This is a genomic window from Streptomyces niveiscabiei (assembly GCF_033794345.1).
Taxonomy (GTDB): Bacteria; Actinomycetota; Actinomycetes; order Streptomycetales; family Streptomycetaceae; genus Streptomyces; species Streptomyces niveiscabiei.
Map to the genome: position 1 here is coordinate 72343 of NZ_JARAYJ010000019.1, position 26592 is coordinate 98934.

General features: G+C 71.5%; 15 protein-coding genes. 6 read left to right on the forward strand and 9 right to left on the reverse strand.

Annotated elements, in window-relative coordinates; genetic code table 11:
• Positions 1-35: 35 nt before the first annotated feature.
• The 8 genes from PV682_RS25075 to PV682_RS25110 form a co-directional block, all read right to left on the reverse strand.
• Positions 36-1736 (reverse strand): ABC transporter ATP-binding protein, encoded by a 1701-nt coding sequence (locus PV682_RS25075; RefSeq protein WP_319733567.1) that lies wholly within the window; start codon positions 1734-1736, stop codon positions 36-38.
• Positions 1723-12564 (reverse strand): non-ribosomal peptide synthetase, encoded by a 10842-nt coding sequence (locus PV682_RS25080; RefSeq protein ID WP_319733569.1) that lies wholly within the window; start codon positions 12562-12564, stop codon positions 1723-1725. The genes PV682_RS25075 and PV682_RS25080 overlap by 14 nt, the downstream gene beginning before the upstream one ends.
• A 76-nt stretch (positions 12565-12640) precedes the next feature.
• Entirely contained in the window at positions 12641-14434 is a 1794-nt protein-coding gene (locus tag PV682_RS25085; RefSeq protein ID WP_319733571.1) for an ABC transporter ATP-binding protein, read from the reverse strand.
• Complete coding sequence (locus tag PV682_RS25090) at positions 14434-15498, reverse strand: iron-siderophore ABC transporter substrate-binding protein (protein ID WP_319733573.1); 1065 nt, start codon at positions 15496-15498, stop codon at positions 14434-14436. Before PV682_RS25090 ends, PV682_RS25085 begins: the two co-directional genes overlap by 1 nt.
• Before the next feature lie 134 nt (positions 15499-15632).
• Positions 15633-16475, reverse strand: a complete 843-nt coding sequence (locus PV682_RS25095; RefSeq protein WP_319733575.1) for an ABC transporter ATP-binding protein — start codon at positions 16473-16475, stop codon at positions 15633-15635.
• A 43-nt stretch (positions 16476-16518) separates the two neighbouring features.
• The gene (locus PV682_RS25100) at positions 16519-17580 is read right to left on the reverse strand and encodes a FecCD family ABC transporter permease (protein ID WP_319733576.1); all 1062 of its coding nucleotides are present in this window, start codon (positions 17578-17580) and stop codon (positions 16519-16521) included.
• Positions 17577-18635, reverse strand: coding sequence for a FecCD family ABC transporter permease (locus PV682_RS25105; protein WP_319733577.1), 1059 nt, complete (start codon positions 18633-18635; stop codon positions 17577-17579). The genes PV682_RS25100 and PV682_RS25105 overlap by 4 nt, the downstream gene beginning before the upstream one ends.
• A 79-nt stretch (positions 18636-18714) precedes the next feature.
• Positions 18715-20061: a lysine N(6)-hydroxylase/L-ornithine N(5)-oxygenase family protein gene (locus PV682_RS25110; RefSeq protein ID WP_319733579.1), complete on the reverse strand. Its 1347-nt coding sequence runs from the start codon at positions 20059-20061 to the stop codon at positions 18715-18717.
• 232 nt (positions 20062-20293) lie between these two features.
• Between PV682_RS25110 and PV682_RS25115 the strand changes: the two genes are divergently transcribed.
• The 4 genes from PV682_RS25115 (at position 20294) to PV682_RS25130 (ending at position 23762) form a co-directional block, all read left to right on the forward strand.
• Positions 20294-21241 (forward strand): methionyl-tRNA formyltransferase, encoded by a 948-nt coding sequence (locus PV682_RS25115; RefSeq protein WP_319733581.1) that lies wholly within the window; start codon positions 20294-20296, stop codon positions 21239-21241.
• A 104-nt stretch (positions 21242-21345) separates the two neighbouring features.
• On the forward strand, positions 21346-21927 hold the full coding sequence (locus PV682_RS25120) for a hypothetical protein (protein ID WP_319733583.1): 582 nt from the start codon (positions 21346-21348) through the stop codon (positions 21925-21927).
• 74 nt (positions 21928-22001) lie between these two features.
• On the forward strand, positions 22002-23123 hold the full coding sequence (locus PV682_RS25125; RefSeq protein WP_319733585.1) for a PP2C family protein-serine/threonine phosphatase: 1122 nt from the start codon (positions 22002-22004) through the stop codon (positions 23121-23123).
• A gap of 60 nt (positions 23124-23183) precedes the next feature.
• Positions 23184-23762: a hypothetical protein gene (locus tag PV682_RS25130; RefSeq protein ID WP_319733587.1), complete on the forward strand. Its 579-nt coding sequence runs from the start codon at positions 23184-23186 to the stop codon at positions 23760-23762.
• A gap of 39 nt (positions 23763-23801) precedes the next feature.
• Here the strand turns inward: PV682_RS25130 and PV682_RS25135 are convergent, their stop codons facing one another.
• Positions 23802-24206, reverse strand: a complete 405-nt coding sequence (locus tag PV682_RS25135) for a hypothetical protein (protein ID WP_319733589.1) — start codon at positions 24204-24206, stop codon at positions 23802-23804.
• A 214-nt stretch (positions 24207-24420) separates the two neighbouring features.
• Between PV682_RS25135 and PV682_RS25140 the strand changes: the two genes are divergently transcribed.
• On the forward strand, positions 24421-25113 hold the full coding sequence (locus tag PV682_RS25140; RefSeq protein WP_319733591.1) for a FadR/GntR family transcriptional regulator: 693 nt from the start codon (positions 24421-24423) through the stop codon (positions 25111-25113).
• Positions 25114-25190: 77 nt separating this feature from the next.
• Complete coding sequence (locus tag PV682_RS25145) at positions 25191-26591, forward strand: four-carbon acid sugar kinase family protein (RefSeq protein WP_319733593.1); 1401 nt, start codon at positions 25191-25193, stop codon at positions 26589-26591.
• The last annotated feature ends 1 nt before the right edge of the window (position 26592 follow it).

Here is a 26592-nt window from a genome sequence, read left to right on the forward strand (position 1 = left end):
GGTGAGGCAGGGACCTCACCCCGGCTCCCCTTCCCTCACCGCGCCACGGCCGCGCAGTACTCCTCGTCCGTCGCCAGCAGGTTCCGGTGTGTGTCCTCCGCCGTGACCGTGCCCTCGTTCAGGACGAGTACCCGGTCGGCGGCGTCCAGCAGTGCCGGGCTGCTGGTGATCACCAGCGTCGTACGCCCCCTCCGTAGATCCGCGACCCGGCGGGCGATGAGCTGTTCGGTGACCGCGTCCACCGCCGTCGTCGGGTCGTGCAGCACAAGTACGTCCGTGTCGGCGGCCAACGCCCGTGCCAGCGACAGCCGTTGACGCTGGCCGCCGGAGAGGTTGGCGCCCCGGTCGCGGACGGGATGGTCGAGGCCCTCCTTGTGCAGGGCGACGACGTCGGTGAGCAGCGACGCCTCGACCGCCTCGTCGACCGTACGGCTGGTCCCCGAGGGGTCGATGTTGGTGCGCAGGGTCCCGGCGAAGATCTCGCCGTCGTAGGGGTTCACCAGCAGTTGCTCGCGCACCCCCGCCACCGACAGGTCCCCCAGCGCGGACCCGTCGACGCGAACCTCCCCTTCGTACCCGTCCGGTGGGACGTTCACCGCGAGCAGGGACACCAAGTCGGCCGCCGCGCGCGGCTGGTACGCGGCGATGGCGACGAACTCCCCCGCCTTCACCTGGAACGTGAGGTCGCGCAGCGTGCCGTAGCGGACGCAGTCGATCTCCAAGTCCCCGCCTGCGGAGGGTGTTTCGGTGCCCGAGGTCATCACGGGCGGGGCCGAGAGGACGAGGGACATGCGGGCGGCCGAGGCGCGGGCGATCATCACGTACTTCGGCATCTCGGAGAAGAGCTTCAGGGGCTCCATGATGAACTGCGCGAGGCCGACGGCCATCACCAACTCACCGATGTTGATGCGGCCTTCGAAGGCGAGCCACCCGGCGGTGAGGGTGACGGCGGCGGCGAGGACCGCGTTGAGGGCGAGGGCCGTGCCCGCGTACACGCCGTTGACGCGGGCGACGGTGACCGCCTGCTGCCTGGCCTCCGTGCTGACCGCCCGGTAGGAGCGGAAGGCCGCGTGGTTGCCGCCGAAGCCGTGCAGGGGGCGCAGGCCGGTGATGAGGTCGGCGACCTTCGCGCCCGCGCGGGCGACGCGGGCCTGCTGCTCCTGCGTACTCGATCCGATCCGCTTCGACATGACCGACAGGACGGTCAGGATCGCGGCGGACCCGGCGATGACCAGCGCCCCGAGCCGCAGGTCGGCCAGGCCGAGCGCGACGGCGGCGATGAGGAGGGAGACGACGGAGCTGATGAGGAGGGGGACGACCTCGATGATGTCGGCGGTCTGGTCGGCGTCCTCGGTCGCGACGGTGAGGACCTCGCCGGACTTCAGGTCGACGTCGCGGGCGACGGGCTCAAGGCCGCAGGCGGCGACCTCCACGCGCCAGCGGTGCGCCTCGGTCGTGTTGGCCTTCTGGAGGATGCGCATCCCGAACCGCCACGACAGCGAGACCGTCGTGATGATCACGGCGAGCGCGGCGATGGAGATGCCGAGCTTGTCGAGGCTCCGCTCGCGCATCGTGTGTTCGACGATGAGGCCGAGCGCGATGGGGAAGGCGGTCTCCCCGGCCTGGTAGAGGCCCATGAGGAGGGTGCCGCCGGCCATCGCGCCGACGTTGCGGCGCAGCGCGGTGCGCAGGATGCCGGCCCCGGTGCGGGGCTGCTGGAGGTCAGGAGTTGTCATCGAGGTGGCGGGCAATCGCTTCGGGGGTGCGCAGGGTGAACAGGTCTCGGATGGTCACGACGGGGCCGAACTCGCGGCGGAGCAGGCCGATCAGCCGTACCGCCAGCATCGAGTGTCCCCCGAGGGACACGAAGTCGCTCACCGCGCTCACCTCGTCGTCGTCCAGGTCCAGGGCCTCGGCGAAGAACTCGCAGACCAGGGACTCGGTCTCGGTCTCGGGTCCGCGCTCCCCCGCCGTCGTCAGCGCGCCCAGCGGCCGGGCCTCGGGCAGCGCCTTCGTGTCAGCCTTCCCGTTGACGGTCAGCGGGATGCCGTCGACCTGCGCGTAGTGCGTGGGCCGCAGGAAGTCCGGGAGTCCGGCGCAGACTTCGGCCGCGACGTCCGCCAACTCGGCGCCGTCCAGGACGAGATACGCGGCGAGCCGGTACGCGCCGTCGACCTGCGGGTCGGGCTGCGCGACGGCGGCCACGAACCGGACGGCCGGGTGCGCGGCGAACACGGCCTCCACCTCACCGAGTTCGACGCGGTGGCCGCGGATCTTGACCTGCTGGTCGGTGCGGCCGAGGTACATGAGGTTGCCGTCGGGCCGCCGCACCACCAGGTCCCCGGTGCGGTACATGCGTTCGCCGGGCGCCCCGAACGGGCAGGCCACGAACCGGTGCGCGGTCTCGCCCCGGCGGCCGAGGTAGCCGCGCGCGATGCCGACGCCGGAGACGTACAACTCGCCGGGGACACCGTCCGGGAGGGGGCGCAGCCATGGGTCCAGGACGTAGACGTCGGTGTTGTCGATGGCGACGCCCACGACCGGGTCGGCGCACTCGAACGTGCCGACGCCGAGCGTGTTGATGGTGTACTCGGTCGGCCCGTACAGGTTGTAGCCGACGGTCCCCTCGGTCTCGGCGAGCCGCTGCCACAGCGTCGGCGTCACCGCCTCCCCGCCGAGCAGGACCAGCGGGGGCCGCCGGTCCGGGTCGTCCAACAGGCCCTCGGCGACGAGCTGTTGCGCGTAGGTCGGGGTGACGTTGACGACGTCGATCCCGAACTCCTGGCAGTACGCGACGAGTCGGGGCGCGTCCCGGCGCAACTCCTCGTCACAGATGTGGACTTCATGCCCGTCGGCGAGCCACAGCAGCTCCTCCCACGACATGTCGAACGCGAACGACACGGTGTGCGCGATCCGGAACACCCGGTGCCCGTGCTGCGCCAACACCGGCTCGAAGATGCGGCGTTGATGGTTGATCAGCATGTTGGTGAGACCCGCGTACTCGGTCACCACACCCTTGGGCCTGCCGGTCGACCCGGAGGTGTAGATCGTGTACGCCGGGTGCCGCAGCCGGTTCGGGTCGTCCGGCGTGAACGTCACGAACGGCTCGGCGTCCGGCAACGGCCGGTCCAGCTCGATGAGTTCGCCGCTGAGGCGGGGTGACACCGAGGACACGGTCAGGATGACGTCCGGCCGCGCGTCCGCCACGATCGCCGCGATCCGCTCGTCCGGGTGGTCCAGCTCCAGCGGCACGTAGGCCGCGCCGACCCGCAGGACGGCGAACAGGGCGACGATCGAGTCCAGCGAACGCGGGATCGCGAGCCCGACGTTCGTCTCGGGGCCGATCCCGCGCCCGGCGAGCACACCGGCCACCTCGCGGCTGCGGTCCCGCAGTTGCGCGAAGGTGAGGGTCTTGCCGTCGGCGACGAGGGCGAGCCGTTCCGGATTGCGCGCGGCGGCCTGGTCGAAGCGGTCGACGACCGTGTCCGTGGTGATGTCGGTCTTCTCGCCGGGTACGGGCGTGGCGCCGAGTCCCGGCAGCGCGCCGACGGGTCCGCTCGCGCGGGCGAGGTCGCGCAGGACGCTCAGGTAGCCGTCCAGCAGCCGCCGGGCGCTGTCCGAACTCCCGTACCGGTGCTCCAGCTTGACCGTCAGCCGGTCGCCCGGCGTCACGACCCACGTGTACGGGTAGTGCGTCGAGTCGTCGGCCTTGACCTCGACGATGCCGTGCCGTGCGTTCATCTCCGCGAAGGCGTCCATGTCCAGGAAGTTCTGGAGCACGAACAGGTTGTCGAACAGGGTGTCGTGGCCGCTGGCCCGCTGGATCTCGCCGAGCCCGAGGTGCTCGTGCTCCATCGCCGCGACCCGCGCCGACTGCACGCCCTCCAGGTACTCCCGCACCGAGTCCTGGGCGCGGGCCCGGGTCCACATCGGCACGGTGTTGAGCAGGACGCCCACGATCTCGTCCAGCCCCTCCCCCTCGCGCCCGGACACGGTCACGCCGAACACGGCGTCACTGCGGCCGGTGTGCGCGCCGAGCAGCAGCCCGAAGGCGCCGGTGAGGACGGAGTTGAGGGTGACGCCGTGCGCCTTGGCGGCCTCGCGCAGGAGGTCGGAGTCATCGAGGGACAGGGTGTGTACGAGGGTTGGGGGCAGCTCCGCCGACAGTTCGGGGGCCGGGCCGGCCAGGAGGGTCGGTCCGGGGAGGGCGGCCAGCTGCTCGGCCCAGAATCGCTCGGAGACGGCGGTGTCGCGGGCGGCGAGGGTCCGCGCGTACTCCTCGAAGCTGGGCGCGGGGACCTGGGTCAGGTCACCGGCGTACGCGTCGAACAGGTCCCTCAGCACGATCTCGCGGGACCAGCCGTCCCACAGCAGGAGGTGGTAGCTGAACAGCAACCCGTCGCGGCCGTCGGGGAGTTCGATGATCGTGAGCCGGATCAGCGGGGGTTCCCCGGGGTCGAAGCCCGCGTCGCGGTCCGCCGCCCGGAAGGCGTCCACCTCTGCCTCGGAGGCCAGTTGGACCGTCCGGACGTCGACGCGCCTGCCCGCCTTGAGGACTTGGACCGGGTTGCCGTCGTCGTCGGTGGTGAAGCCCGCGCCCACGACCGGGTGCCGGTCGATGACCTGGGCCATCGCGTCCGCCAACCGGTCGGCGTCGAGCCGCCGTTCGAAGGTGAACCAGCTCTGGGCGACGTAGTGCCCGGCCTGGCCCGCCAACTGGGCCTGGAAGTACAGGCCGCGCTGGAGGGGGGTGACCGGTGCGGTGCGTTCGGCGGTCGTCGAGGCGTCGGCGATGCGGGTGAGGGCCGTCGTCCACGCGTCGGTGATCGTGTCCGGGACACCTTCGGCGAGGATGAACTCCGCGTGCAGGCCGTCCTGTTCGACCCAGGCGTTCACCTCGACCGCGTACGGGCTGCCCTGGTCGGCGCCCGCGATGTGGAGTGCCTGTGATTCGCTGCCCCGGCCCAGGTAGTTGAACAGCACCTGGGGGCGGGCGGTGAGCAGCGGGGCCGTCTGCGGGTCGAGGTACCTCAGGCGGCCGTACGCGACGTGCCCTTCCTCGTCCGGCTGCCGCTCGGCGACCTCGCGGGCGGCTTGGACGGGGTCGGTGTGCGCGGTGAGGCGGACCGGGGCGATGGAGGTGAACCAGCCGACGGTTCGGGTGTAGTCGTGGTCGGCGTGGACGGGCACCCGGCCGTGGCGTTCCAACTCGACGGCCAGATCTGTCGGTTCGGGCTGGATCTCCGTCAGCGCGGCGCGCAGGGCGCCGACGAGGAGTTCGGTGAGGCCGACTCCCAGGGCCGTGGGGGCGGTTCGGGTGAGGCGGTCGGTGGTGTCCGTGTCGAGGACAGCCGTCCTCTCGCGCAACTCGCCCGTTTCGTCGACCAGTTGGGAGGCTTCGAGGGTGGTGATCCAGTGGCCGAGGGTGGCGGTGTCCTGCCGTGTGGCGAGGGCTTCGGCGTACTGCGCGTACGGCGTCGTCGGCGGCGCAAGGGCCTTGCCGGTCAGGGCCGTTGCCAGGTCCTCCAGGAGGATCAGCCACGACACGGCGTCCACGGCGAGGTGGTGGACGACCGCGACGAGGGTTCGGCTCTCCGCCAGCCAGGCGAACCCGGCGACGCGTCCGGCCTCGGGGTCCAGGCGGTCGGCGAGGTCGGCGGCGGCGGCCGTCGGGGTCGATGTGCCGCGTATGAGGGTGAGTTCGGCGTCGGGTTCGGTGGTGAGCGTCCAGACTCCGTGCTCGGTGGTCAGGCGGAGCCGGAGCGCGGGGTGGGCCGCGACGACGGCCTTCACCGCGCGTTCGACGTCCGCGAATCCGGTGCCATCGGGGGCCGTGAGGGTCCTCGCCTGGGCGAACCTGGCGAGGGAGCCGCCGAGTTGGCGCTGCCTGAGGATGATCGGGGTCGGGACGAGCGGGCCGTCCTGCGCGACGACCGGCGTCGCCTTCGGGGCTACGGGGACGCTCACGCGCTCCGCCAGCGCACGGGGTGTCCGCAGGAGGAAGACGTCCCGGGGTGCGATGGCCAGGCCCAGCGCCCTCGCCCGGTTGATGACGGTGATGGCGACGATGCTGTCACCGCCGGCCCGGAAGAAGTCGGTGTCGGCGTCGATGCCGGTGCCGGTGCCGGTGCCGGTGCCGGGGAGCGTGTCGGCGAAGATGCGGATCAGGGCGTCGAGGGCGTGGGCATTGCCGGTGCCGTCGGGGGCGCCCAGGCCAACAGCGACACCCGAGCCCTCGAATCCGGCGGAACCGATGCCCTCGAAGGCACCCGCACTCCCGATGGCACCCCCGGACTCCTCGGCCGCCCGCGCCACCAGCGCCTTCCGGTCCAGCTTCCCGTTCACCGTCAACGGCAGCGCGTCCACGGCCAGTACCCGCCCCGGCACCATGTGCACCGGCAGCTTCGCGGCGAGCCGCTCGGCCAGGTCGCCGGGCGCCCGCCCGACGACGTGCGCGACGAGGTGGTCCCCGCTGTCCGCGACGGTCACGGCGACATCGGTCACCCCGTCGATCTCGCGTACGGCGGCCTCGACCTCCCCCAACTCGATCCGGAACCCCTTGAGTTGGACCTGGTCGTCGGCTCGCCCGGCGAACTCCAGCTCCCCGCCGAGCGTCCGGCGTGCGAGGTCCCCGGTGTGGTACATCCGCGACCCGTCCCCGGCGAACGGATCGGCGACGAACCGCCCCGCCGTGAGCCCGGCCCGCCCGAGGTACCCCAGGGCCACCTGGTCCCCGGCGACGTAGATCGCCCCCACCCGGCCCGGCGGCACCGGCTTCAGCCGGTCGTCGAGGAGGTAGGTCACGAGCCCCGGGATCGGCCCCCCGATCGGGCTGGCGTCCGCTGCGAAGTCCTCGTCGGTCAGCACCCGGTGGGTGACGTGCACGGTCGTCTCGGTGATCCCGTACATGTTGACCAGCTCGGGCGACTGAACGCCGTGCCGCTGGACCCACCCCCGAAGCCGCCCGAGGTCGAGCGCCTCGCCGCCGAAGATCACCCGGCGCAGAGCGGGCAACGCCTCCCCGGCCTGCCGGTCGGCCTCGACGAACTGGTAGAAGGCGGACGGCGTCTGGTTCAACACCGTCACTCCCCGCTCGCGCACCATCCGGTGGAAGTCGACCGGCGAGCGCGTCAACCCGTACTCGGGGACCAGCAGTTCACCCCCGTGCAGCAGCGCCCCCCACAGCTCCCAGACCGCGAAGTCGAAGGAGTAGGAGTGGAACTGCACCCACACGTCATCGGGCCTGAAGCCCATCGCGGGCCGCGTGTTGGCGAGCAGCGTCACGACGCTGGAGTGCGGGACGACGACGCCCTTGGGCCGTCCTGTCGAGCCGGACGTGTAGATGACGTACGCCGGGTCGTGCCAGCCGACCTCGAACGGCTCGCTGTCCAGCGGGAGTTCGTCACCCTGGACGATCACCCGGGCGTCGACACCGGTCCGTGCCAGCAACTCCGTGAACCGGGCGCGGTGTTCGCCGTCCACGAGGACGACCTGCGGGGCGGAGTCGGTGAGGATGTGCTCCAGCCGCTCGTCCGGGTAGGCGAGATCGAGCGGGACGTATGCCCCGCCCGCGCTGACGACCGCGAGCAGCGCGACGACCTGTTCCACCGAGCGGGGCACGGCGACGGCGACCCGCTTGCCCGCGCCGACGCCGGCGGCGCGCAGGGCGCGGGCCAACTCGCCTTGTGCGACCAGGAGTTCGCCGTACGTGAGGGAGCGGGTCGTGCCGTCCAGTGCGACCTGGGTGACGGCCGTGGCGTCCGGATCGCGTCGGGCGGCGGTGTCGAAGAGGGCGCCGAGAGAGGTCCGTTCGACCGAGGGCGCTGCGGAACGCACGCCGGCGACCAGGGCGTCCGGGTCGGCGAGCAGCGCTGTGAGCGTGGAGGTGAAGGTGTCGAGGACGGTGCGGGCGTCGCGCTCCCCCAGCGCCTCGGCGTCGTAGATGAGGTTGAAGCGGTCGCGTTCCACGACCAGGGTCAACGGGTAGTGCGGGGCGCCCTCGTTGACGATCTCCGTGACGGCGAGGGTGTCGCCGGGGCGGCGCAGGGCGGTGACGTCGGTCGCTATGTCGAACACGACGAGCGTGTCGAAGAGAGCGCCCGCGCCGATCCGGGAGAGGGAGACGTGCTGGTGGGCGAGGACCGCGCTCTGGTGTTCGCGGACGGCGGCGAGCAGGTCGCCGGCCGTGGTGCGGGCGTCCCAACGGGCGCGTACCGGAATGGTGTTGATGAAGAGGCCGACCATGTCCGCGATGCCGGGCACGTCGGCGTCGCGGCCGGAGACCGTGGAGCCGAAGACGACGTCCGTGCTGTGCAGGACGCCGCCGAGGGTGACGGCCCAGGCGCTGTGCACGGCGACACTCAGGGGTACGCCGGGCGTCTCGACGGCGGCCGGCGCGGAGACCTCGGCGAAGGTGTCGGAGGGCGTGTGGCCCTCGGCGACCAGGGAGGCGCCGGTGAAGCCGTCGAGTTCCGCGCGCCAGACCCGGTCGGTCTCGGCGGCGTCGCGTCCGGCGAGGGCGCGGACGTAGTCGGCGAAGCCGCCGATCGGGTAGACGCTGCCGGGCGCGTGGTACTCCGCGAGGAGGGCGCGCAGCATCGGCGGGACGGACCAGCCGTCGGCGATGATGTGGTGCACGGTCTGGACGAGCACCGTGCGGTCCGTGGCGCGGACCAGGGTGTACCGCATCAACGGGCCCGCCGCCAGGTCGAATCCGGCGCGCCGGTCGCGCTCGGCGAGGTCGCGGAGTTCGGCGTCGGTGATGCCGGGCCGGTCCAGGACGGTGAACGGCGCTTCGACGCCGCTCTCCAGGACGGAGACCACGCGGCCGTCGGCGAGGGCGGTGAAGCGGGCGGCGAGGTTGGGGTAGAGGTCGAGGAGGCGGGTGGCCGCCGCCTTGAGGCGGTCGGGTTCCACCTCCCCTTCCAGGGTGAGGAGTTGCTGTTCCACGTAGGCGCCGGACGAGTCGTCGTCGAAGACCGAGTGGAAGTAGAGACCTTCCTGCAACGGCGTGAGCGGCAGGATGTCCCTCAACCGGGGCCCGTCGTAGGCGTCCACGTCGGCCTGGGTGAGCGGGACGAGGTCGAAGTCGCTGGGGGTGTGGCCGCCGGTCTCCAGCGCGGCGAGTCCGGTGAGGGCGGATTGGAAGTGGTCGCCGAGGGCCGTGATGTCGTCCTCGGTGAACACGCCCGACGGCCAGGACACAGTGGTCACGAGCTGGAACTCGCCCGTGTCGGCGTCGGGTTCGGCGATCGCGTTGAACTCCAGGGCGCGCGGCAGCCGCATGGCGGGGTCGCGCTTCTCGCCCAACTGGTCGGTGGCCCCGGCGAGTTCCCAGTCGCCGTCGGCGCCCGCGTCGAAGCGGCCCAGGTAGTTGAAGAGGACCTGGGGCGCGGGGGCGGTGAAGCCGGCGCCGTGCAGGTGGCGCAGGACGCCGTAGGAGAGGCCGTTGCCGGGGACGGCGGCGAGGTCTTCCTTCACTGCCTTGAGGGCGGCGGCGAGGTCCTCGGTGGTGCCGGGGTCGACGGTCACCGGGAACAGGGTCGTGAACCAGCCGACCGTACGGGACAGTTCGGGCTCGAACCCGGCGGAGTCCGCGACGAACCGGGCCTCGCGGCCGTGCCCCTCCAGCTCGATGTGCGCGAACGTCTGCTCCTGGCCGCGCTCCTCGCGGAACCGGGAGAGCGCGACGGCGAGGGCGGTGAGCAGGACGTCGTTGACGCCCGCGTGGAACTTCGCGGGGATCTCGCCCAGGAGCGCGGCGGTGGTCTTCGGGTCGGTGGTGAGGACCCGGACGCGTTCGCCGGCCACGGTGTCGGTGTCCGACAGGGCCCGCCTGCCGAGGAGTTGGTCCGGGCCCGGCAGCTCCCGCTCGTAGTACGCGCGATCGGCGTCGAAGGCGGCGCGCTCCAGGAGCTGCGTCCAGCGCCTGAACGACGTGCCCACGGGCGGGAGTTCGATGTTCGCGCCGGAGCTGTACTGGTTCCACGCGGTCGCGAGGTCTTCGCGCAGGACGCGCCAGGAGACGCCGTCGACGATCACGTGGTGGGCGACGAGGACGAGTTGGCGTGCCGTGCGGCGCCAGACCGCGCGCAGCATCACGCCGTCGTCGGGGTCGAGCCCGGCGGTGGCGAGGGCGACGCAGTCCGCCAGGTCCAGGTCGCTCTCCTGCCAGTCCACAGAAGCCCTGCGGGCGGGCGGGACCTCGAAGCCCCACTGCTCGCCGCGCACCAGCCGGGCCCGCAGCATGTCGTGGCGCTCCGCGAGCGCGGTGAACGCCGACTCCAGGGCGTCCTCGGTGAGTTCGGCCTGGGTGTTGAGGACGACGGACTGCACGAACCCGTCGACGGCGTCCGTGGTCTCGCCGAGCCAGCGCACGATGGGCGAGCCGTTGACGGTGCCGGTCGGGACGTCCGCGTGGTCCGTCGCGGACACGTCCTCGCGGCTCGCGACGGCGGCGAGCGCGCCGACGACGCTGTGCGTGAAGATCTGGCGGGCGGTGACGTGCAGGCCCTGTTCGCGCAGTGCGCCGAGCAGGGAGATGGCGAGGATGCTGTCGCCGCCGAGCTGGAAGATGTCCTGGTTGACGCCGACCTCGTCGAGGCGCAGCACCTTCGCGACGGCCGCGCAGACGATCCGCTCGTTGTCGGTGGCGGGCGGCACGATGGTGCCGGTGCGGACCTCGGGTTCGGGCAGGGCCCTGCGGTCCAGCTTGCCGTTCGCGGTGAGCGGGAACTCGGTCATCACGACGACGTGCGTGGGGACCATGTACTCGACCATGTGCTCGGCCGCCCACGCCTTGATCTCGTCGCCGGTGAGCGTCTCGTGTCCGGCGGCGGGGATGACGTACCCGTCGAGGTAGGTGCCGCCCGCCGAGTTCTTCTTCGCGACGACGCACGTGTAGCGGACGCCGGGGTGTTCGGCGAGGCCGACCTCGACGTCCTCGATCTCCAGGCGCATGCCCCGGATCTTGATCTGGTTGTCGACGCGGCCGAGGAAGTCGAGGGAGCCGTCGGGGGTGAAGCGGGCCAGGTCCCCGGTGCGGTAGAGGCGGGAGCCGTCGTCCGCGAAGGGGTTGGCGACGAAGCGGGAGGCGGTCAGGCCGGGCGCGTTGACGTAGCCGCGCCCCAACAGGAAGCCGCCGACGTAGAGTTCGCCGCCGACGCCGACCGGGACCGGCCGCAGTTCGTTGTCCAGGACGTAGAGCTGCGTGTTCGGGTTGGCCTTGCCGATGGACGTGGTGAGGCGTCCGGCCCGGCCCCGGTAGATGACGTGGGAGACGCCGATGGTCGTCTCGGCGGGGCCGTAACCGTGGTACATCGGGATGTCGAGCTTCGTGCGGAACCGTTCGTACAGCTCCGGGGTGAGGACCTCGCCGCCGCACCACACGTGGCGCAGGCTGTCCAGCTTCCCCGAGTCGCCGGCCATCTCCAGCAGGACGTCCAGCATCGACGACACCAAGTAGGTGAAGGTGACGCGCTGTTCGGCGATGACGCTCAGCAGGTGGTGCGGGTCGCGTTCGCCGCCGGGGCGCAGGACGACCAGGCGTCCGCCGCTGACCAGCGGGAGGAAGATCTCGTTGATGGAGATGTCGAACGACAGCGGCGCCTTGAACAGGGACGCGTCGTCGTGGCCGAAGTGCAGGATCTCGTTCACCTGCCACAGCAGGCGCTCGCTGATCGCCTCGTGCCGGATCATCGCGCCCTTGGGGCGGCCGGTCGAGCCGGAGGTGAAGATCACGTACGCGAGTCCGTCACCGGGCGGGGTGACGCCTGTGCCGTCGGCGGGGTACGCGGCGTACGCCCACTGCCCCAAGTCGACCGCCACGGCGGGGGGTTCGGCCTCCTCGTGCTCGCCCGTCGGGTTGAGCTGGAGGACGGCCCGCGCGTCCTCGATCACCACGGCCCGGCGCGCGGCCGGCCACTGGGGGTCCAGCGGAACGAAGGCGCCGCCCGCCTGGAGGACCGCGAGCAGGCCCACGACCATCTCGGCGGAGCGGCCCAGCGAGATGCCGACGACCTGTTCATCGGTGAGCCCGCGCTCGATCAGGTGGTGCGCCAACTGGCTGGACAGCTCGGCCGCTTGACGGTACGTCAGGGTGCGGTGCTCGTCGACGACCGCGATCTCGTCCGGCCGCGTCCGCGCCTGCTCCCGGAACATCTCGACGATCGTCGGACGGTCCCGGTCGGCCCGGTTGTCGTTCCACTCCGCGAGGAGCGCGAGCCGCGCGGCCACGCTGGAGGGCGCGATCGTGCCCAGCGGGCGGTCGGGGAAGTCGGCGAGGTCGTCGAGGGCGAGTTGCGCGTCGCCGGGCTCGACACCGTCGGGGACGGGAATGTCGTACGCCTCCCCTGCGGGGTTCCCGACCCAGGCGAGTACGTCGGTGAAGAGGGTCGCCGACGTCAGCTCGATGCCCTCGGGGCTGACCCCGCCGGCCCAGAACTCCAGCCCGACGGCGCACGCTTCACTGATGGCCCGGTCGGAGTGATCGCCCCCGGTACGCCGCCGCACACCGGCGAGCCGCTCGGGAGAAAGCCGTACAAATCGAGTACCAGATTCCAGCATCGAAGACTCCGCGTCCCTTTCACGTTATGAACGTCGGCTTCAGGGTGGGGGGTTGAGGTGGCGGACGGCGGAAGAGCTAACTGCCTTCGCGCCAGGCTCGCCACAGGCGTGCGTACCGTCCGCCCAGGGCCACCAGCTCGTCGTGCGTCCCCTGCTCGACGACCCGACCGGCGTCGAGCACAGCGATCCGGTCCGCCGACATCGCCTGGGTCAACCGGTGCGCGACGAACAGCGTCGTCCGCCCGGCGCAAGCCGCCAGCACCGCTCGCTCCAGCTCGGCAGCCCCTTCACTGCCCGCCTCGGCGGTCGACTCATCCAGCACGACCACCGGCGTACGAGCCAACACGAGCCGCGCCAGCGCCAGTTGGGCGACCTTGGTCACATCGAGCCGTTCGCCGCCTTCGCCGACCGGCGTGTCCAGTCCTTCGGGGAGTGCTGAGGCCCACTCCCACGCGCCCACGGTCCGCAGCGCGTCGGCGAGTTCCTCGTCGGTGGCGGCGGGCGAGGCGAGCCGCAGGTCGTCCGCGAGGGGCCCGGAGAACACGTGGCTCTCCTGGGTGAGGATGCTGACCAGCGCCCGGGCCCCGGCCTCGTCGACGGAGGCGAGGTCGGTCCCCCCGATCCGCACCGAGCCCGCGTCGGGCGTCCCGATCCCGGCGATGAGCGCGGCAAGGGTCGTCTTCCCGGCCCCGGTGGCCCCGACGAGCGCGAGCGAACCCCCGGCGGGAATGGTCAAGTCGACGTCCCGCAGCACTGGTTGCCCGGTATCGGGATAGCTGAAGGTGACTCCCCGCACGCTCACCCCGTACGCACCGGAGTCAGCCACATCCGCGTCCCCGACGAGCCGCCCCGACGTCCCCTCCCCCAGCACACCGACGAGCCGCGTGAGGCTGGCCCCGGACTTCTGGGCCTCGTCGAAGGTGAACATGATGGCGCCGAGCGGTGTGAACAGCCGGTGGAAGAGCAGCGGGGCGGCGGAGACGTCACCGAGTGTCGCGGCGTCGTTCTCCAACAGGGCGTATCCCACGAGGAGGATGAGGGTCAGCCCGATGAACTCGGCCCGGTTCTCCCTTCCGACGAACCGTCCGAAGAACCGGAAGACCTCGATGCCGTAGTTGCGTACGCGCCAGGACTCGGTGTCGACCTTCTCGCGGAAGGTGTCCTCCAGCCGGTAGGCGCGGACGGTGTCGATGCCGTCGAGGCCGCTGATGAGGGCCTGCGCCCGGTCGGCCTGCGCGGCGCGCTGCTTGCGGTACAGCGGGGCGGAGCGCGGCAGGTACCAGCGCAGCGCGAACGCGTACGCGGGCAGCGCCCCCGCCCCCGCGAGCCCGAGCCGCCAGTCGAGCCCGAACATGCCGGTGGTGGCGATGGCGACGAGTACCCCGGCGGAGAAGACCGTCGGAATGGCCGTCCGGATCCCCCGGGAGATCACGGCGACGTCGTCGCCGACCCGGGAGAGCACGTCGCCGCGCCCGACCTGCTCGACCCGGGAACTGGGCATGCCGAGCACGGCGCGGACGGCGCCTTCGCGCAGCCGGGCGAGCAGGTCGGCGCCGAGCCGCCCGATGAGATAGGTGGAGACGGCCGTGGCCACCGCGCCGAGCAGCGCGGCGACCACCATGGTGACGCCGATGGTGAACAGGACCGACCGGTCCTCGCCGCCCACGACCCCGTCGACCACGCGGCCGAGGAGGAGGACGGGCAGTACCTGGAGGGCGGCCCCGGCCACCGTGGTGAGCACGGTGGCCGCGGTCAGTCCGGGCACCTCGCGGCAGTGGTCCGCGACCCATCGCGCGGCCTCGCGGCCGGTCGCCGTGCGCAGCGCCGCCGGGGCGGGGCGCGTGGCGGTGCTCACGCCGGCGTCGGACATTACTGGGTGACCGCCTTGACGAGTTCGTCGATCGCGTACGGCATCGAGGCGAGCGTGGCCTGCGACATGGCGGCGCCGACGGCCGGGCCCTCGCTGTCGAGGAGGTAGGTGACCTTGTTGTTCTTGACGGCGCCGAGGTTGGTGTAGAGCTTGAACTTCTTCAGCGCGTCGGTGTCGGCCTTGTCGTTGATGACGACGACGCGGTCGACGTCGACGAGGTCGACGCGCTCGGGCGAGAGCTGGGTGGAGAAGCTGCCGCCGGCGACCTTGTCGATGCCGGTCTGGTACTTGAAGCCCATGCCGGTCAGGAGCTGGCCGCGGACGTCGGTGGAGGTGAAGGCGGCGATGGAGTTCTTGTACCAGGAGAACGCGACGGCGGTCTGCTGCGCGAACTCGGGGTGCGCCTTCTTCGCGGCGTCCAGCTGCCCCTGGACGCCCTGGATCATCCGCTCGCCCTCCTTCTCCTTGCCGAGGGCCTTGGAGATCTGGAGCGCGTTGTCCTGCCAGGGGGCGCTGAAGGGTTCCTTCTCCGCCTTCGTGCGGCCGACGGTGGGCGCTATCTGCGAGAGCTTGTCGTAGGCGGCCTTGTCGATCTCGGAGTACACCGCGATGATCAGGTCGGGCCGCAGGGCGGCGATCTTCTCGAAGTTGGGGCCGGAGTCACCGTTGTTCATGATGACCTCGGGCTTCGCGTCGCCCCACTTGTCCTTGACCCACGGCCACTGCGTGTTGATGTCGGGGGACTTGCCGGCCGGGTTCGGGTACTGGTCGACCATGCCGACGGGCTTGGTGCCGAGCGCGAGGACGGTCTGGTCGTCGGTGTAGCCGACGGTGACGACGCGTTCGGGGGCCTTCTTGATCGTCGTCGAGCCGAAGAAGTGGTCGACGGTGACGGGGAAGGCGCCGGAGGCGCTGGGGGACGTGGAAGCGGCGGCGTTGTCACCGGAGTCGCCGGAGTCGCTGGAGCCGCACCCCGCGAGCAGGCCGACGCCGAGCGTCGCGGCGGCCAGGGTGGCCGCCAGCCGGCGCCGGGGGTTCTTGAGCGTCGTTCTGTGGAGCAGCATCCCGCAATCCCTTGCCTTCACGTTGTCCAGCTGGTCCGGCGCCCGGTGGACGAGCGCGCGCCTCGTTCAAAGGGCAGGCAAACCCTACCCAGAAAACTGAGGTTAGCCTAGCCTAACTAGCGTAATCGTCCGGATCATTCACCGAGTCGGGCATGGGTGCGCCCGATCGGCACGATCATCGGCCGGTCCCCCACCGGGTCGTCGATGACCAGCGCCTTCAACCCGAAGGCGTCATCGAGGAGTTCGGCGGTGACGACGTCCCGGGGGTGCCCCTGCGCGAGGATCGCGCCGTCCCGCATGACCACGAGGTTGTCGCTGTAGCGGATCGCCAGGTTGAGGTCGTGCAGCACCATGACGACGGTCCGCCCCGACTCGTGGAGGTCGTCCACGAGGTCGAGGACGTCGACGGCGTGCGCGAGGTCGAGGTAGGTGGTCGGCTCGTCGAGCAGCAGCAGGTCGGTGCCCTGAGCCAGCGTCATGGAGATCCATACGCGCTGGCGCTGACCGCCCGACAGGGAGTCCACCGGCCGGTCCGCGAGGTCGAGTACGCCGGTCATGTCGAGCGCCTTCTCGACGACCTCGGCGTCGTCCGAGGACCACTGCCGAAGCCAGCTCTGGTGCGGGTGCCTGCCGCGTGCGACCAGGTCGGACACGGTCAACCCCTCGGGCGCGACCGGCGCTTGGGGGAGCAGCCCCAACTTCTTGGCGACGTCCCGGGTCTTGAGGCGCGCGATGTCGTCGCCGTCCAGCACGACCGAGCCCTTCGTGGGCTTCAGCAGCCGCGACAACGTCCTCAACAGGGTTGATTTCCCGCAGCCGTTGGGCCCGATGATCGTGGTGATGACACCCGGCGGCACGGCCACGTCGAGGTCGTCGATGACGGTCCGGCTGCCGTACCCGACCGTGACGCCTCGCGCGGCCAGCCGCGTCGTCGCGACGGCCGGGGACGCGATCTCGGTGATGTGCTGAGCGACCACAGGGCCCCCTTGCCTATTTAGGTGTGCCTAACCTTTGTACCAGCTACTTCATGTTCGCCCGCACCAACAGATGGACAAGGAACGGCCCGCCGATCGCCGCCGTGATCACCCCGACCGGCAGCGAGGCCGGCAGCACGGCCCGCACGACGAGGTCGGAGCCGAGCAGCAGGACGGCGCCGAAGAGCCCGGAGGCGGCCAACGGGGGTGTCGCGGACCGCGCCAGACGCATCGCCACCTGCGGCGCGACCAGCGCGACGAACGGCACGGGGCCCGCCGCGCTCACCGCGACCCCGGCCAGCAGGACCGCGCACAGCAGCAGCACGGACCGTACGGCGGAGTAGCGGACGCCGAGTCCGGCGGCCACGTCGTCGCCGAAGTGCAGGGGCTTGAACTGGAAGGCGACGCAGGTCACGACGGTGAGCAGGGCGAGCGTGCACCACAGGGCGATCCACACCTCGTTCCAGGACCGGTTGTCCAGGGAGCCGACCAGCCACGCCTGGGCGCGGGCGACGTCCCTGATGTCGGCCCCGACGAGCAGCCAGGTCGTGATGGCCTGCATGACGGCGCTGACGGAGATGCCGATCAGGATGAGCCGGAAGCCGTCGATGCCGCGCCGCCAGGCGAGGAAGTAGACGAGCAGCCCGGTGCCGAGGCCGCCGAGCAGCGCGGCGGCGGAGAGGCCGAGGGTGTCGGCGATCGCGGTGGCCGCTCCCCCGGAGACCGTGACCAGGAACACGGCGACCGCGCTGGCGCCGCTGGTGATGCCGAGGATGTCGGGGCTGGCCAGCGGGTTGCGGGCGATGGACTGGGTGATCGCGCCGGAGACGCCGAGCGCGATGCCGACGACGAGCCCGGCCAGCGCGCGCGGCATCCGCAGGTCCATGATGACGAACCGGTCGACCTGTTCGCCGCCGCCGAAGATCGTGGAGATCACCCGGGAGAGGCTGATCGGGAAGTCGCCGGTGCCGATGGAGAGGCAGAACAGCAGGAAGGCCGCCGCCGCGAGCACGAGGGTGACCAGGGCGACCCAGGGCCGCCACACGAACGAGACCTTCCCCAGCCGGATGCCGGGCGCCAGCGGGGGCTTCAACTCGGTGCCGTTCATGCGCTCTTGAACTTTCCTCGGTAGACGAGGACGGCGAAGAACGGCGCCCCCAGCAGCGATACGACGACTCCGGCCTCCAACTCGCCCGGCCTGACGACGAGTCGGCCCACGATGTCGCAGACCAGCAGGACGACCGCGCCGAGCAGTCCGGCGTACGGGACGAGCCAGCGGTAGTCGGGTCCGGTGAGGGAGCGGGCGATGTGGGCGACCATCAGGCCGAGGAACGCGATGGGCCCGCAGGCGGCGGTGGCGGCGCCCGCGAGGAGCGTGATGGCGGTGATGCCGATGATCCGGCTGCGGGTGACGTCGACGCCGAGTCCGCGCGCCACGTCGTCGCCCAGGTTGAGGAGGTTCATCGCGGGCAGGGTGGCGACGGCCAGCAGCAGGCCGACGGCGACGAAGCCCGTGATCGGCCAGATGACGTCGAAGCCGACCCCGGCGACCGATCCCGCGTTCCAGAACCGCAGCGCGTTCAGCGCGGTCTGGTTGCCCAGGGAGATCGCGGTGGTCATGGCGGCGAGGAAGACGGTGATGCCCTGCCCGGCGAGGGCGAGGGTGAGCGGGTTCCCGGCGCCCCGGCCGATGCTGGCGAGCCCGAACACGACGACTCCGGCGAGCCCGGCGCCGAGGAACGCGAACCACACGTACGCGAAGGGGCTGGTGAACCCGAACACGGCGATCGCGGTGACGACCGCGAAGGACGCGCCCGCGTTGACGCCGAGCAGCCCTGTGTCGGCTATGGGGTTGCGGGTGTAGCCCTGGATGAGGGAGCCGCCGACGCCGAGCGCGATCCCGGCGACGACCGCGAGGACCGTGCGCGGCACCCGTACCGTGCGGACGATGAGGCGGATCTCGGTGAGCCGCTGGTCGTCGGCCGACGCGCCGAGGAGGCCGTGCCACACCTCGCTCAGGCTCAGCGCCCGCGCCCCGACCGCGAGGGAGAGTGCCGAGGCGATCACCAGGACCGCCAGGAGGGTGCCCAGACCCGCGACCCGTCGTCGGCGGGTGTGCTTCGACCCCCCGGTCACGGGGCGCGCAACAGTAGTCGTGCCCATGTCGTCGTACGTTATCTCTTCGGTCCGTGGGTGATCGCGGCCGGTCGGGCCCCGCGCCCCCCGGCGCGGGGCCGGCGGCTCAGCGGGTGGTGCCGTCGGCGACCGAACGGGCCGCGTCCGAGGCGGACTTGAGGCCCCGGTCGAGGAGCGAGTCGAGGATCTCGCCGACCCTGATCGCCGTGTTGGAGAGCAGGGAGGAGGTGATGCCGTGGGTGTGCTCGGTGCCGCCCTGGAGGTAGATCCCGGCGCGGACGCCGGGCCCGGTGGCGATGCGGTAGTCGCGCTCGACGCGCACGCGGCCCTCGTCGTCGCGCAGGCAGTGGCCGCCGACCTCGCCGAGGAGGCCGAGCGGGTCAGCGGGGCGGTAGCCGGTGGCGAACACGACGACGTCCGCGTCCAGGTCCGTCTCCTCGCCGGTGACCAGGGAGGTCACGGTGGCCGTGGCCTTGTCCTCGGTCTCGGTGACGCCGGTGAGGCGGGAGACGTTGATGAACTTCAGGCGCTCGGTGCCGAGGACCTTCTCCTGGTACGACTGGCGGTACAGGTCGTCGATCAGGTCGATGTCCACCACGGAGTAGTTGGTGTTGCCGTGGTAGTCCATCAGACGCTTCTTGACGGCCTCGGGCGCCTCGAAGTACTCGTCGACGGCCTGCGGGTCGAAGATGCGGTTGGCGAACGCGCTGTCGTCGGCGGGGCTGTAGCCGTAGCGCGAGAAGACCGCGCACACCTCGGCGTCCGGGAATCTGCGGTGCAGGTAGGCGACGTTCTCGGCGGCGGACTGGCCGGCGCCGACGACGACGAACCGGGCCGGGTCGGTGCCCTCCAGCTCGTCGACCTTCGCGAGGAGTTCGGAGTTGTGCCAGACGCGCTCGCCGCGCTCCACGCCCTCGGGCATGAGGGGGCGCAGGCCGGTGCCGATGACCAGGTTGCGGGCGCGGTGGACGGCGAGGCCCTCGGCGGACCGGACGGTGACGTCGAAGCAGTCGATCTCACCGTCGTGCGACACCGGTTCCACGCCGACGACCTCATGGCCGTACGAGACCAGGTGGTCGACCTTCGCGGCGGCCCACTCGAAGTAGTCGTGGAACTCGACGCGCAGCGGGAACAGGCTCTTGTGGTTGATGAAGTCGATCATCCGGCCCTTGCTCTGCAAGTAGCACAGGAAGCTGTACTCGCTGGCCGGGTTCCGGAGCGTCACCAGGTCCTTCAGGAAGGACACCTGCATCGTCGCGTCGTCGATGAGCATGCCCCGGTGCCAGCCGAAGCGGGGCTGCTGCTCGAAGAAGTGGGCGCTCACCGCCTTCTCGCTGCCGACACGGGCGTTGTGCTCCTCCAGTGCGATCGCCATGGCCACATTGGAGGGGCCGAAGCCGATCCCAATGAGGTCGTGGACCAGTGGTGAGTCAGCAGGAAGCACCTGTGACATGTCTCTCCCATCGTGCGGGGCAGTCGCCATGTGTCGGCGTGGGGGAAAGTGCGGGATGACGGGCATGCCGAACAGCGGCACACCGGCAACTTAGGTGAGCCTAAGCTAATCCGGTGGAGCTGTCGATAGGAACGGCGGTGAGAGCGCTGCCCGTTGAAAGCTAAGGTAAGGCTTGCTTTACTTGATCCGCACGTCGCTTGATCCGGTCAGCCCTGCTTCGAGGAGGAACCCCATGCGGGTCGTCATGTTCGGTTACCAGACCTGGGGGCACCGCACCCTCCAAGCCCTTCTGGACTCCGAGCACGACGTCGTGCTGGTCGTCACGCACCCCAAGAGCGACCACGCCTACGAGAAGATCTGGAGCGACTCGGTCGCCGACCTCGCCGAGGAGCACGGCGTACCGGTCGTCATCCGCAACCGGCCCGACGACGAGGAGCTCTTCCAGCGCCTCAAGGACGCCGACCCGGACATCATCGTCGCCAACAACTGGCGTACGTGGATCCCGCCGCGCGTCTTCGGACTGCCCCGGCACGGCACGCTCAACATCCACGACTCGCTGCTGCCGAAGTACGCCGGGTTCTCGCCGCTGATCTGGGCGCTCATCAACGGGGAGCCCGAGGTCGGGGTCACCGCGCACCTGATGAACGACGAGCTGGACGCGGGCGACATCGTCCGCCAGGAGTCGGTGCCCGTCGGCCCCACCGACACCACCACCGACCTCTTCCACAAGACGGTCGGCCTCATCGCCCCCGTCACGGTCGCCGCGCTCGCCGACATCGCCTCCGGCAAGACGGAGTTCACCAAGCAGGACCGCTCGCAGGCCACCTTCTTCCACAAGCGCGCCGAGGACGACATCCGCATCAACTGGGACTGGCCGGCGGAGGTCCTGGAGCGCCTGGTCCGAGCCCAGTCCGCCCCGTACCCCAGCGCGTTCACGTACCACAAGGGCAAGCGCCTCGAAATCCTCGCGTCCTTCGTCTCCGAGGCCCGCTACGGCGGCACCCCGGGCCGCATCTTCTACCGCGAGGGCGAAGGCGTCGTCATCGTCGCCGGCGCGGACGCCCGCACGGGCCGAAACCACGGCCTCGCGATCACCCGCGTCCGCACGGAGGACGGCCGCGAACTCGCGGCCACCGACTACTTCACCTCCATGGGCGGCTACCTCACCACCCACCCCTGATCCGTCGGCCCCGGTACGGTCCCGGGGCCGACGCCCGGCCGCCGCCGCACCCGATCCCTGTCGGGACGGCGGCGGTCGGCTTCACGCGCCCTACGGTTGACGCCATGACAGGTTTCCCGCCACTCCCGGACCGTCCCGTGCCGGGCGGCAAAGAGGTGTTCCGCCACCACGTGGCCGAACTGCTGCGACGGCTCGGCGTCGAACCCGATCCCGCTCAGCACCCCCGTTCCCAGCTCCGAACGGAGTTGGCCAGGCATCAGCCACTGCCCGAGAAGCTGTTGGTCCCCCTGATCGCGACGGCGGTGGCCGACCCCGACCCCAGCTTCAGCCGTTTCTCCATCGAACCGGCCCTCCTGTCCTTCGGCCGTCGCCGCGTCCGCGCCGCGCTCCTCGACCGTCTGCGCACCGGCACGAACCCGGAGCGCGCCGGAGCCGTCCGTGCCTGGTACTGGACCGCGCTGCCCGTGGCGGCCGGGGAGGACACCGCCGACGTGAACGCGGCCTGGCACGAGGCGACGCTGCGGGAGTTCATCGGCAACGAGGATCTCGACGTACGCCGCTGCCTGATCCCCGATCTGCGTCTGTCCCCGGCGGAGGACCCCTTGGTCGCGAGGGTGATCGCCATCGCACGGGCTCACCCCGACTCCTACATCCGCCACCGCGTGGAGGTCCAGCTCGGCGGGTAGCGGCGGGGCGATTCTTCGCGGGGCGGTGTGACTGCATACGGTATGACCAGATCATCACCTGCCCGGGAGTTGGGATGTCCGGTAGCCGTCGTGCGAGACCTGTCGAGGCCATTGAGGCGATCGAGCCGCCCGGGAACGTTCAGCTGGCGCTGGCCGTTGTCGGGGTGACGGTGTCGGTGGAGGCGTTGGGGGAGCTGTCCGGGTCGGCGGTGCTGCTGCTCGGGCTGCTGGTGTTCCTGCCGGGGGCCGCCGCCGCGCTGTGCACCGTCCGGCAGACCGCGTTCGTCGCCGCGTGGACCGCGGTCGTCGTGACGACGACCGTGGTGACCCGCGGCCCGGGCGGGCACTGGCTCGACCGGATCCTGCTGATCGCGATCACGATCGCGCTGGGCGTCGCGTCGACGTACGCCTGCGGCTACCGCATCCGGCGTGAACACGAGATGCTCCGCCTGCGCTCGACGGCCGCCGCGATGCAGCGCCACGTCCTGCACCCCCTCCCCCTGGTCACGGACGACGTCCTGGTCAACGGCGTGTACGAGCCCCTGCACGAGGACCGCCTGGTCGGCGGCGACATCTACGACGTCGTGGCGACCCCGTGGGGCACCCGCGTCCTCATCGGCGACGTCCAGGGCAAGGGCCTCACCGCGGTCGGCGCGGCGTTCGCGGTGATAGGGGCGTTCCGCGAGGCGGCCCACCGCGAACCGACCCTGACGGCCCTGGTCGACGCGCTGGACGCGGCCGTCGTCCGCCACAACTCCTACGCCGCCGACACCGGCGAGGACGAGCGCTTCGTCACCGCGCTGATCCTCGGCATCGACCTGGACGACGAGGCGCAGGCGGTCAACTGCGGCCACGTCCTGCCGTACCTCGTGCTCGACGGCAAGGTCACCACCCCGCACCTCGACTCCGGCGTCCCGCTCGGCCTGTCCGCGCTCGCGGCCGAGCCGACGACGGTCGGCTGGTTCGACTTCCCGGCGCACGCGACGCTCGTCCTCAGCACGGACGGCCTCACCGAGACCCGCGCGGCGGACGGCACGTTCTACCCGGCCGACGAACGCCTCACCGCCCTCTCGGACCTCTCCCCCACGGCCCTGCCGCAGGCGCTGTACGACGACGCGCGCGCGTACGCCGGGCACGGCGGCCGGCACGACGACGTCGCCGTCCTCACCGTCCGCCGCGCACCGCGCCGCCCTTGACAGTCATGACCGCTCCCGCCTGGGGTAGATGCCAGTGACGGCACGGACTTTGGAGGGGTCGTGGAGTGGCGGACGGAGAACTTCGGTACGTCGCACGAGGGCAGGCCGCGCGCCCTGCTCCCGGACGGCACCGAGCCGGGACCGGTGTACTTCGACATCGGCAGCGGCGCCGAGATGCCGAAGTCGACGGAGTGGTGGGTGTACGACGGCACGCTGCGCGCCCCCGAGGCGAGCCACCTGCGCGCGGCCTGCTCCTGCGGCTGGCGCGGCGAGACCCACCACCCCCTGGACTGGTCCCGGGTCCCCCGCCACCACCCGTACGACTACGACACCTCGGCGCTGGAGGAGGAGTGGGACCGGCACATCCGCGAGGTGGAGTCCCGCTCGGTCCCGCTGCCCACGGACGTCGAGGCGATGATCGACGAACTCGACCGCAGACTCGGCGACCTGGCGGACCAGGCCCCCTTGGCGGCGCTGCGCGCGGTGACCGCCCTGGAGCGCATCACCTCGGACGCGGGCCGCGAGGCCGCCTACAACGTCCGGGCGGACGAACTCTCCTGGGAGACCGTCGCGAAGGCCCTCGGCCTGACGGAGGACGACGCGCACTCCCTGCTGTTCCGGCTCAGTTTCCGCAGGTGAGGGGGGTGTTCAGGGGCGGCAGGGCGGGGCCGGCTCCCGTCACCCGTCCGTCGACTCCTTGATGTCCGAGATGAGCCGGGTGGCGAGGTCGCTCTGGATCGCCAGCCGCGTCCGCTCGGGATCGGTGCCGCCGCCCCAGGTGAGGGTGACGACCGTGAACGCGTGCCCCGCGCCGGAGTCGCTGTAGCGGACCTCCCACTGGAGGGGCACGTTCTGGGCGCGCAGGACCCCGTCGGCGTGGTTGGTCTCCTCCCAGTCCGCGAGCCGCCGGCGCAGCTCCTCCGTGAGGTAGTGCGCGCGCAGTTCCCGGCCGAGGCCGTCGGTCCCGTCGTACACGGCGTCGATGTACGCGCCGTAGAAGTCGGCCACCCGGTCGACGGTGGACTCGGGGCTCCCGGTGCGGATCACGTCACCCGGGTCCACGGGCTTCTGATCGTCGGTCATGGATTCCTCCCCATATGAGACACGAGGGATGTTTCCCCCCTTCCCCGGTGCCCGCCACCGAAACTCGGGGCGCGCTCGCGCGGGTGTCGGACCTCTCCGGCGTACGGGTGTGGGCCGTTGTCTTGACGGCCCCCTGCCCTGCTGCCATCGTTTCCGGCACCGAGACATCAGACGTCTGACATCTGGTGCAGGAGTCGAGCGGAAGGACACGCCCATGTCCCTCGCAGACGACCTCGCGGAGCAGGTGCTGACCGCGATCATCGACGGGCAGTACCCGCCGGACAGCGCCCTCCCGCCCGAAGGGGAGCTGGCCGAGACCGGCGGGGTGAGCCGGCTGACCGTGCGCGAGGCCGTGAAGGCGCTGCGCGCGCAGAACGTCGTCCGGGTGGTGCGCGGGCGCGGTACGTACGTCAACCCGCCGGACCGGTGGACCGCGCTCGAACCCGTCGTGCGGGCCGCCTCCCGGTCGGCGAGCGGGGCGCTGTCGGAGCGGCTGATCGAGGCGCGGCGCCTCATCGAGAACGGCGCGTGCGAGCTGGCCGCCACGCGGCGTACGGAGGACGATCTCGCGGATCTGCGGCGGCAGTTGGAGCTGATGCGGGAGGCCGCCGAGAACGCGGACACCGAGTTGTTCGTGCAGGCGGACATCGACTTCCACGACATCGTGATGCGGGCCTCGGGGAACCTCTTCGTGCCGCTGCTGTTCGAGCCGTTCGGGGCGCTGCTGGTGGAGGGCCGGCGGGAGACGTCGGCCGTGCCGGAGATCCGGACGCACGCGCTCGCGCATCACGCACGGGTGCTGGCCGCACTGGAGTCGGGGAACGCGGAGGCGGCTCGGGCGGCCATGGACGGGCACATGAATCAGACGGCGGACGATCTGCGGACGCATGTGATCAAGCGGGACTGATCCGGGTTCCGCCCTCCTTCGCAGGCGTGTTCACCCTCCTTTGCAGGCATGTTCATCTGACGAGAGGCTGTTCTCCCGTGCCTTCGTACACCCCCGAAGCCACCGTCCTCGCCGGTCTCCCCCCGGTCCGCGAGGTCGCCGCCGCCGAAGTCGCCGCCCGGCTGTCCGGGGCGGCCCGCCTGGTCGTCCTCGACGACGACCCGACCGGCACCCAGACCGTCGCCGGGATCCCCGTCCTCACCTCCTGGACGGTCGAGGACCTGCGCTGGGCGCTGCGCCAGGACACGCCCGCGTTCTTCGTCCTCACCAACACCCGTGGCCTGTCGGCCGGTTCGGCGGCCGAGCGCAACCGCGAGGTGGTGCGCGCGCTGCGCGAGGCGTCGGTGGCCGAGGGGATCGCGTACGTCCTCGCGAGCCGGGGCGACTCGACGCTGCGGGGTCACTTCCCGCTCGAGACCGACGTGCTCGCGCAGGAGTCGGCGGACGTCGACGGGGTCGTGCTGGTTCCCGCCTGCGTCGAGGCGGGGCGGCTGACCGTCGGTTCCCGGCACTGGACGCGCACGCCGGACGGTCTGCTCCCCGTCGGGGAGAGCGAGTTCGCGCGCGACGCGACGTTCGGCTACCGCAGCTCCTACCTGCCCGACTGGGTCGAGGAGAAGACGGGCGGCCGGGTGCGCGCCGACGAGGTGCTCCGGATCACCCTGGACGACCTGCGCGGCGGCGGACCGGCCCACACCGCACGGCTGTTGGGCACGCTGCGGGGTGGCCGAACGGCCGTCGTGGACGCCGTGTGCGACGACGACCTGCGCGTCCTCGCGGTCGCGGCTGCCGCGGCGAAGGACACGCGGCTGCTGTACCGGGCGGGGCCGTCGTTCGTGCGCGCCCGCGCGGGACAGGCGGGCCGGCCTCCGCTGTCCCGGGACGAGGTGAGCGGGATGCGGCAGGCGGGGCGGCACGGGCTGATCGTCGTCGGCTCCCATGTCTCCCTGACGGCACGGCAGTTGGAGCGGCTCCGGGAGCGGGGCGGGATCGCCGAGTACGAACTCGACGTGGCCGCGCTGCTCGACGACGACTGGCGGGCCGCGCATGTCGCCGGCGTCGCCTCGGCCGCCGCCGTGGAGCTGGGCTCGTCGGACGTCGTGATCCGCACGTCCCGGACCCTCGTCACCGGTACGGACGCCGACGCCGGCCTCGCGATCTCGCGCCGGGTCTCGGCCGCGCTGGCCGAGACCGTCCGCCGGGTCACCTCCCTGCGCCGGCCGGGGTTCGTCGTCGCCAAGGGCGGGATCACCTCCAGCGACACGGCGACCGACGGTCTCGGGATCCGCCGGGCCTGGGCACGCGGGACGCTGCTGCCGGGGATCGTCTCGCTGTGGGAGCCGGTGGAGGGGCCCGCCGCCGGGATTCCGTACGTCGTGTTCGCGGGGAACGCCGGGGACGAGGAGGCGTTGGCCGACGTGGTCGCACTCCTGCGGTGAC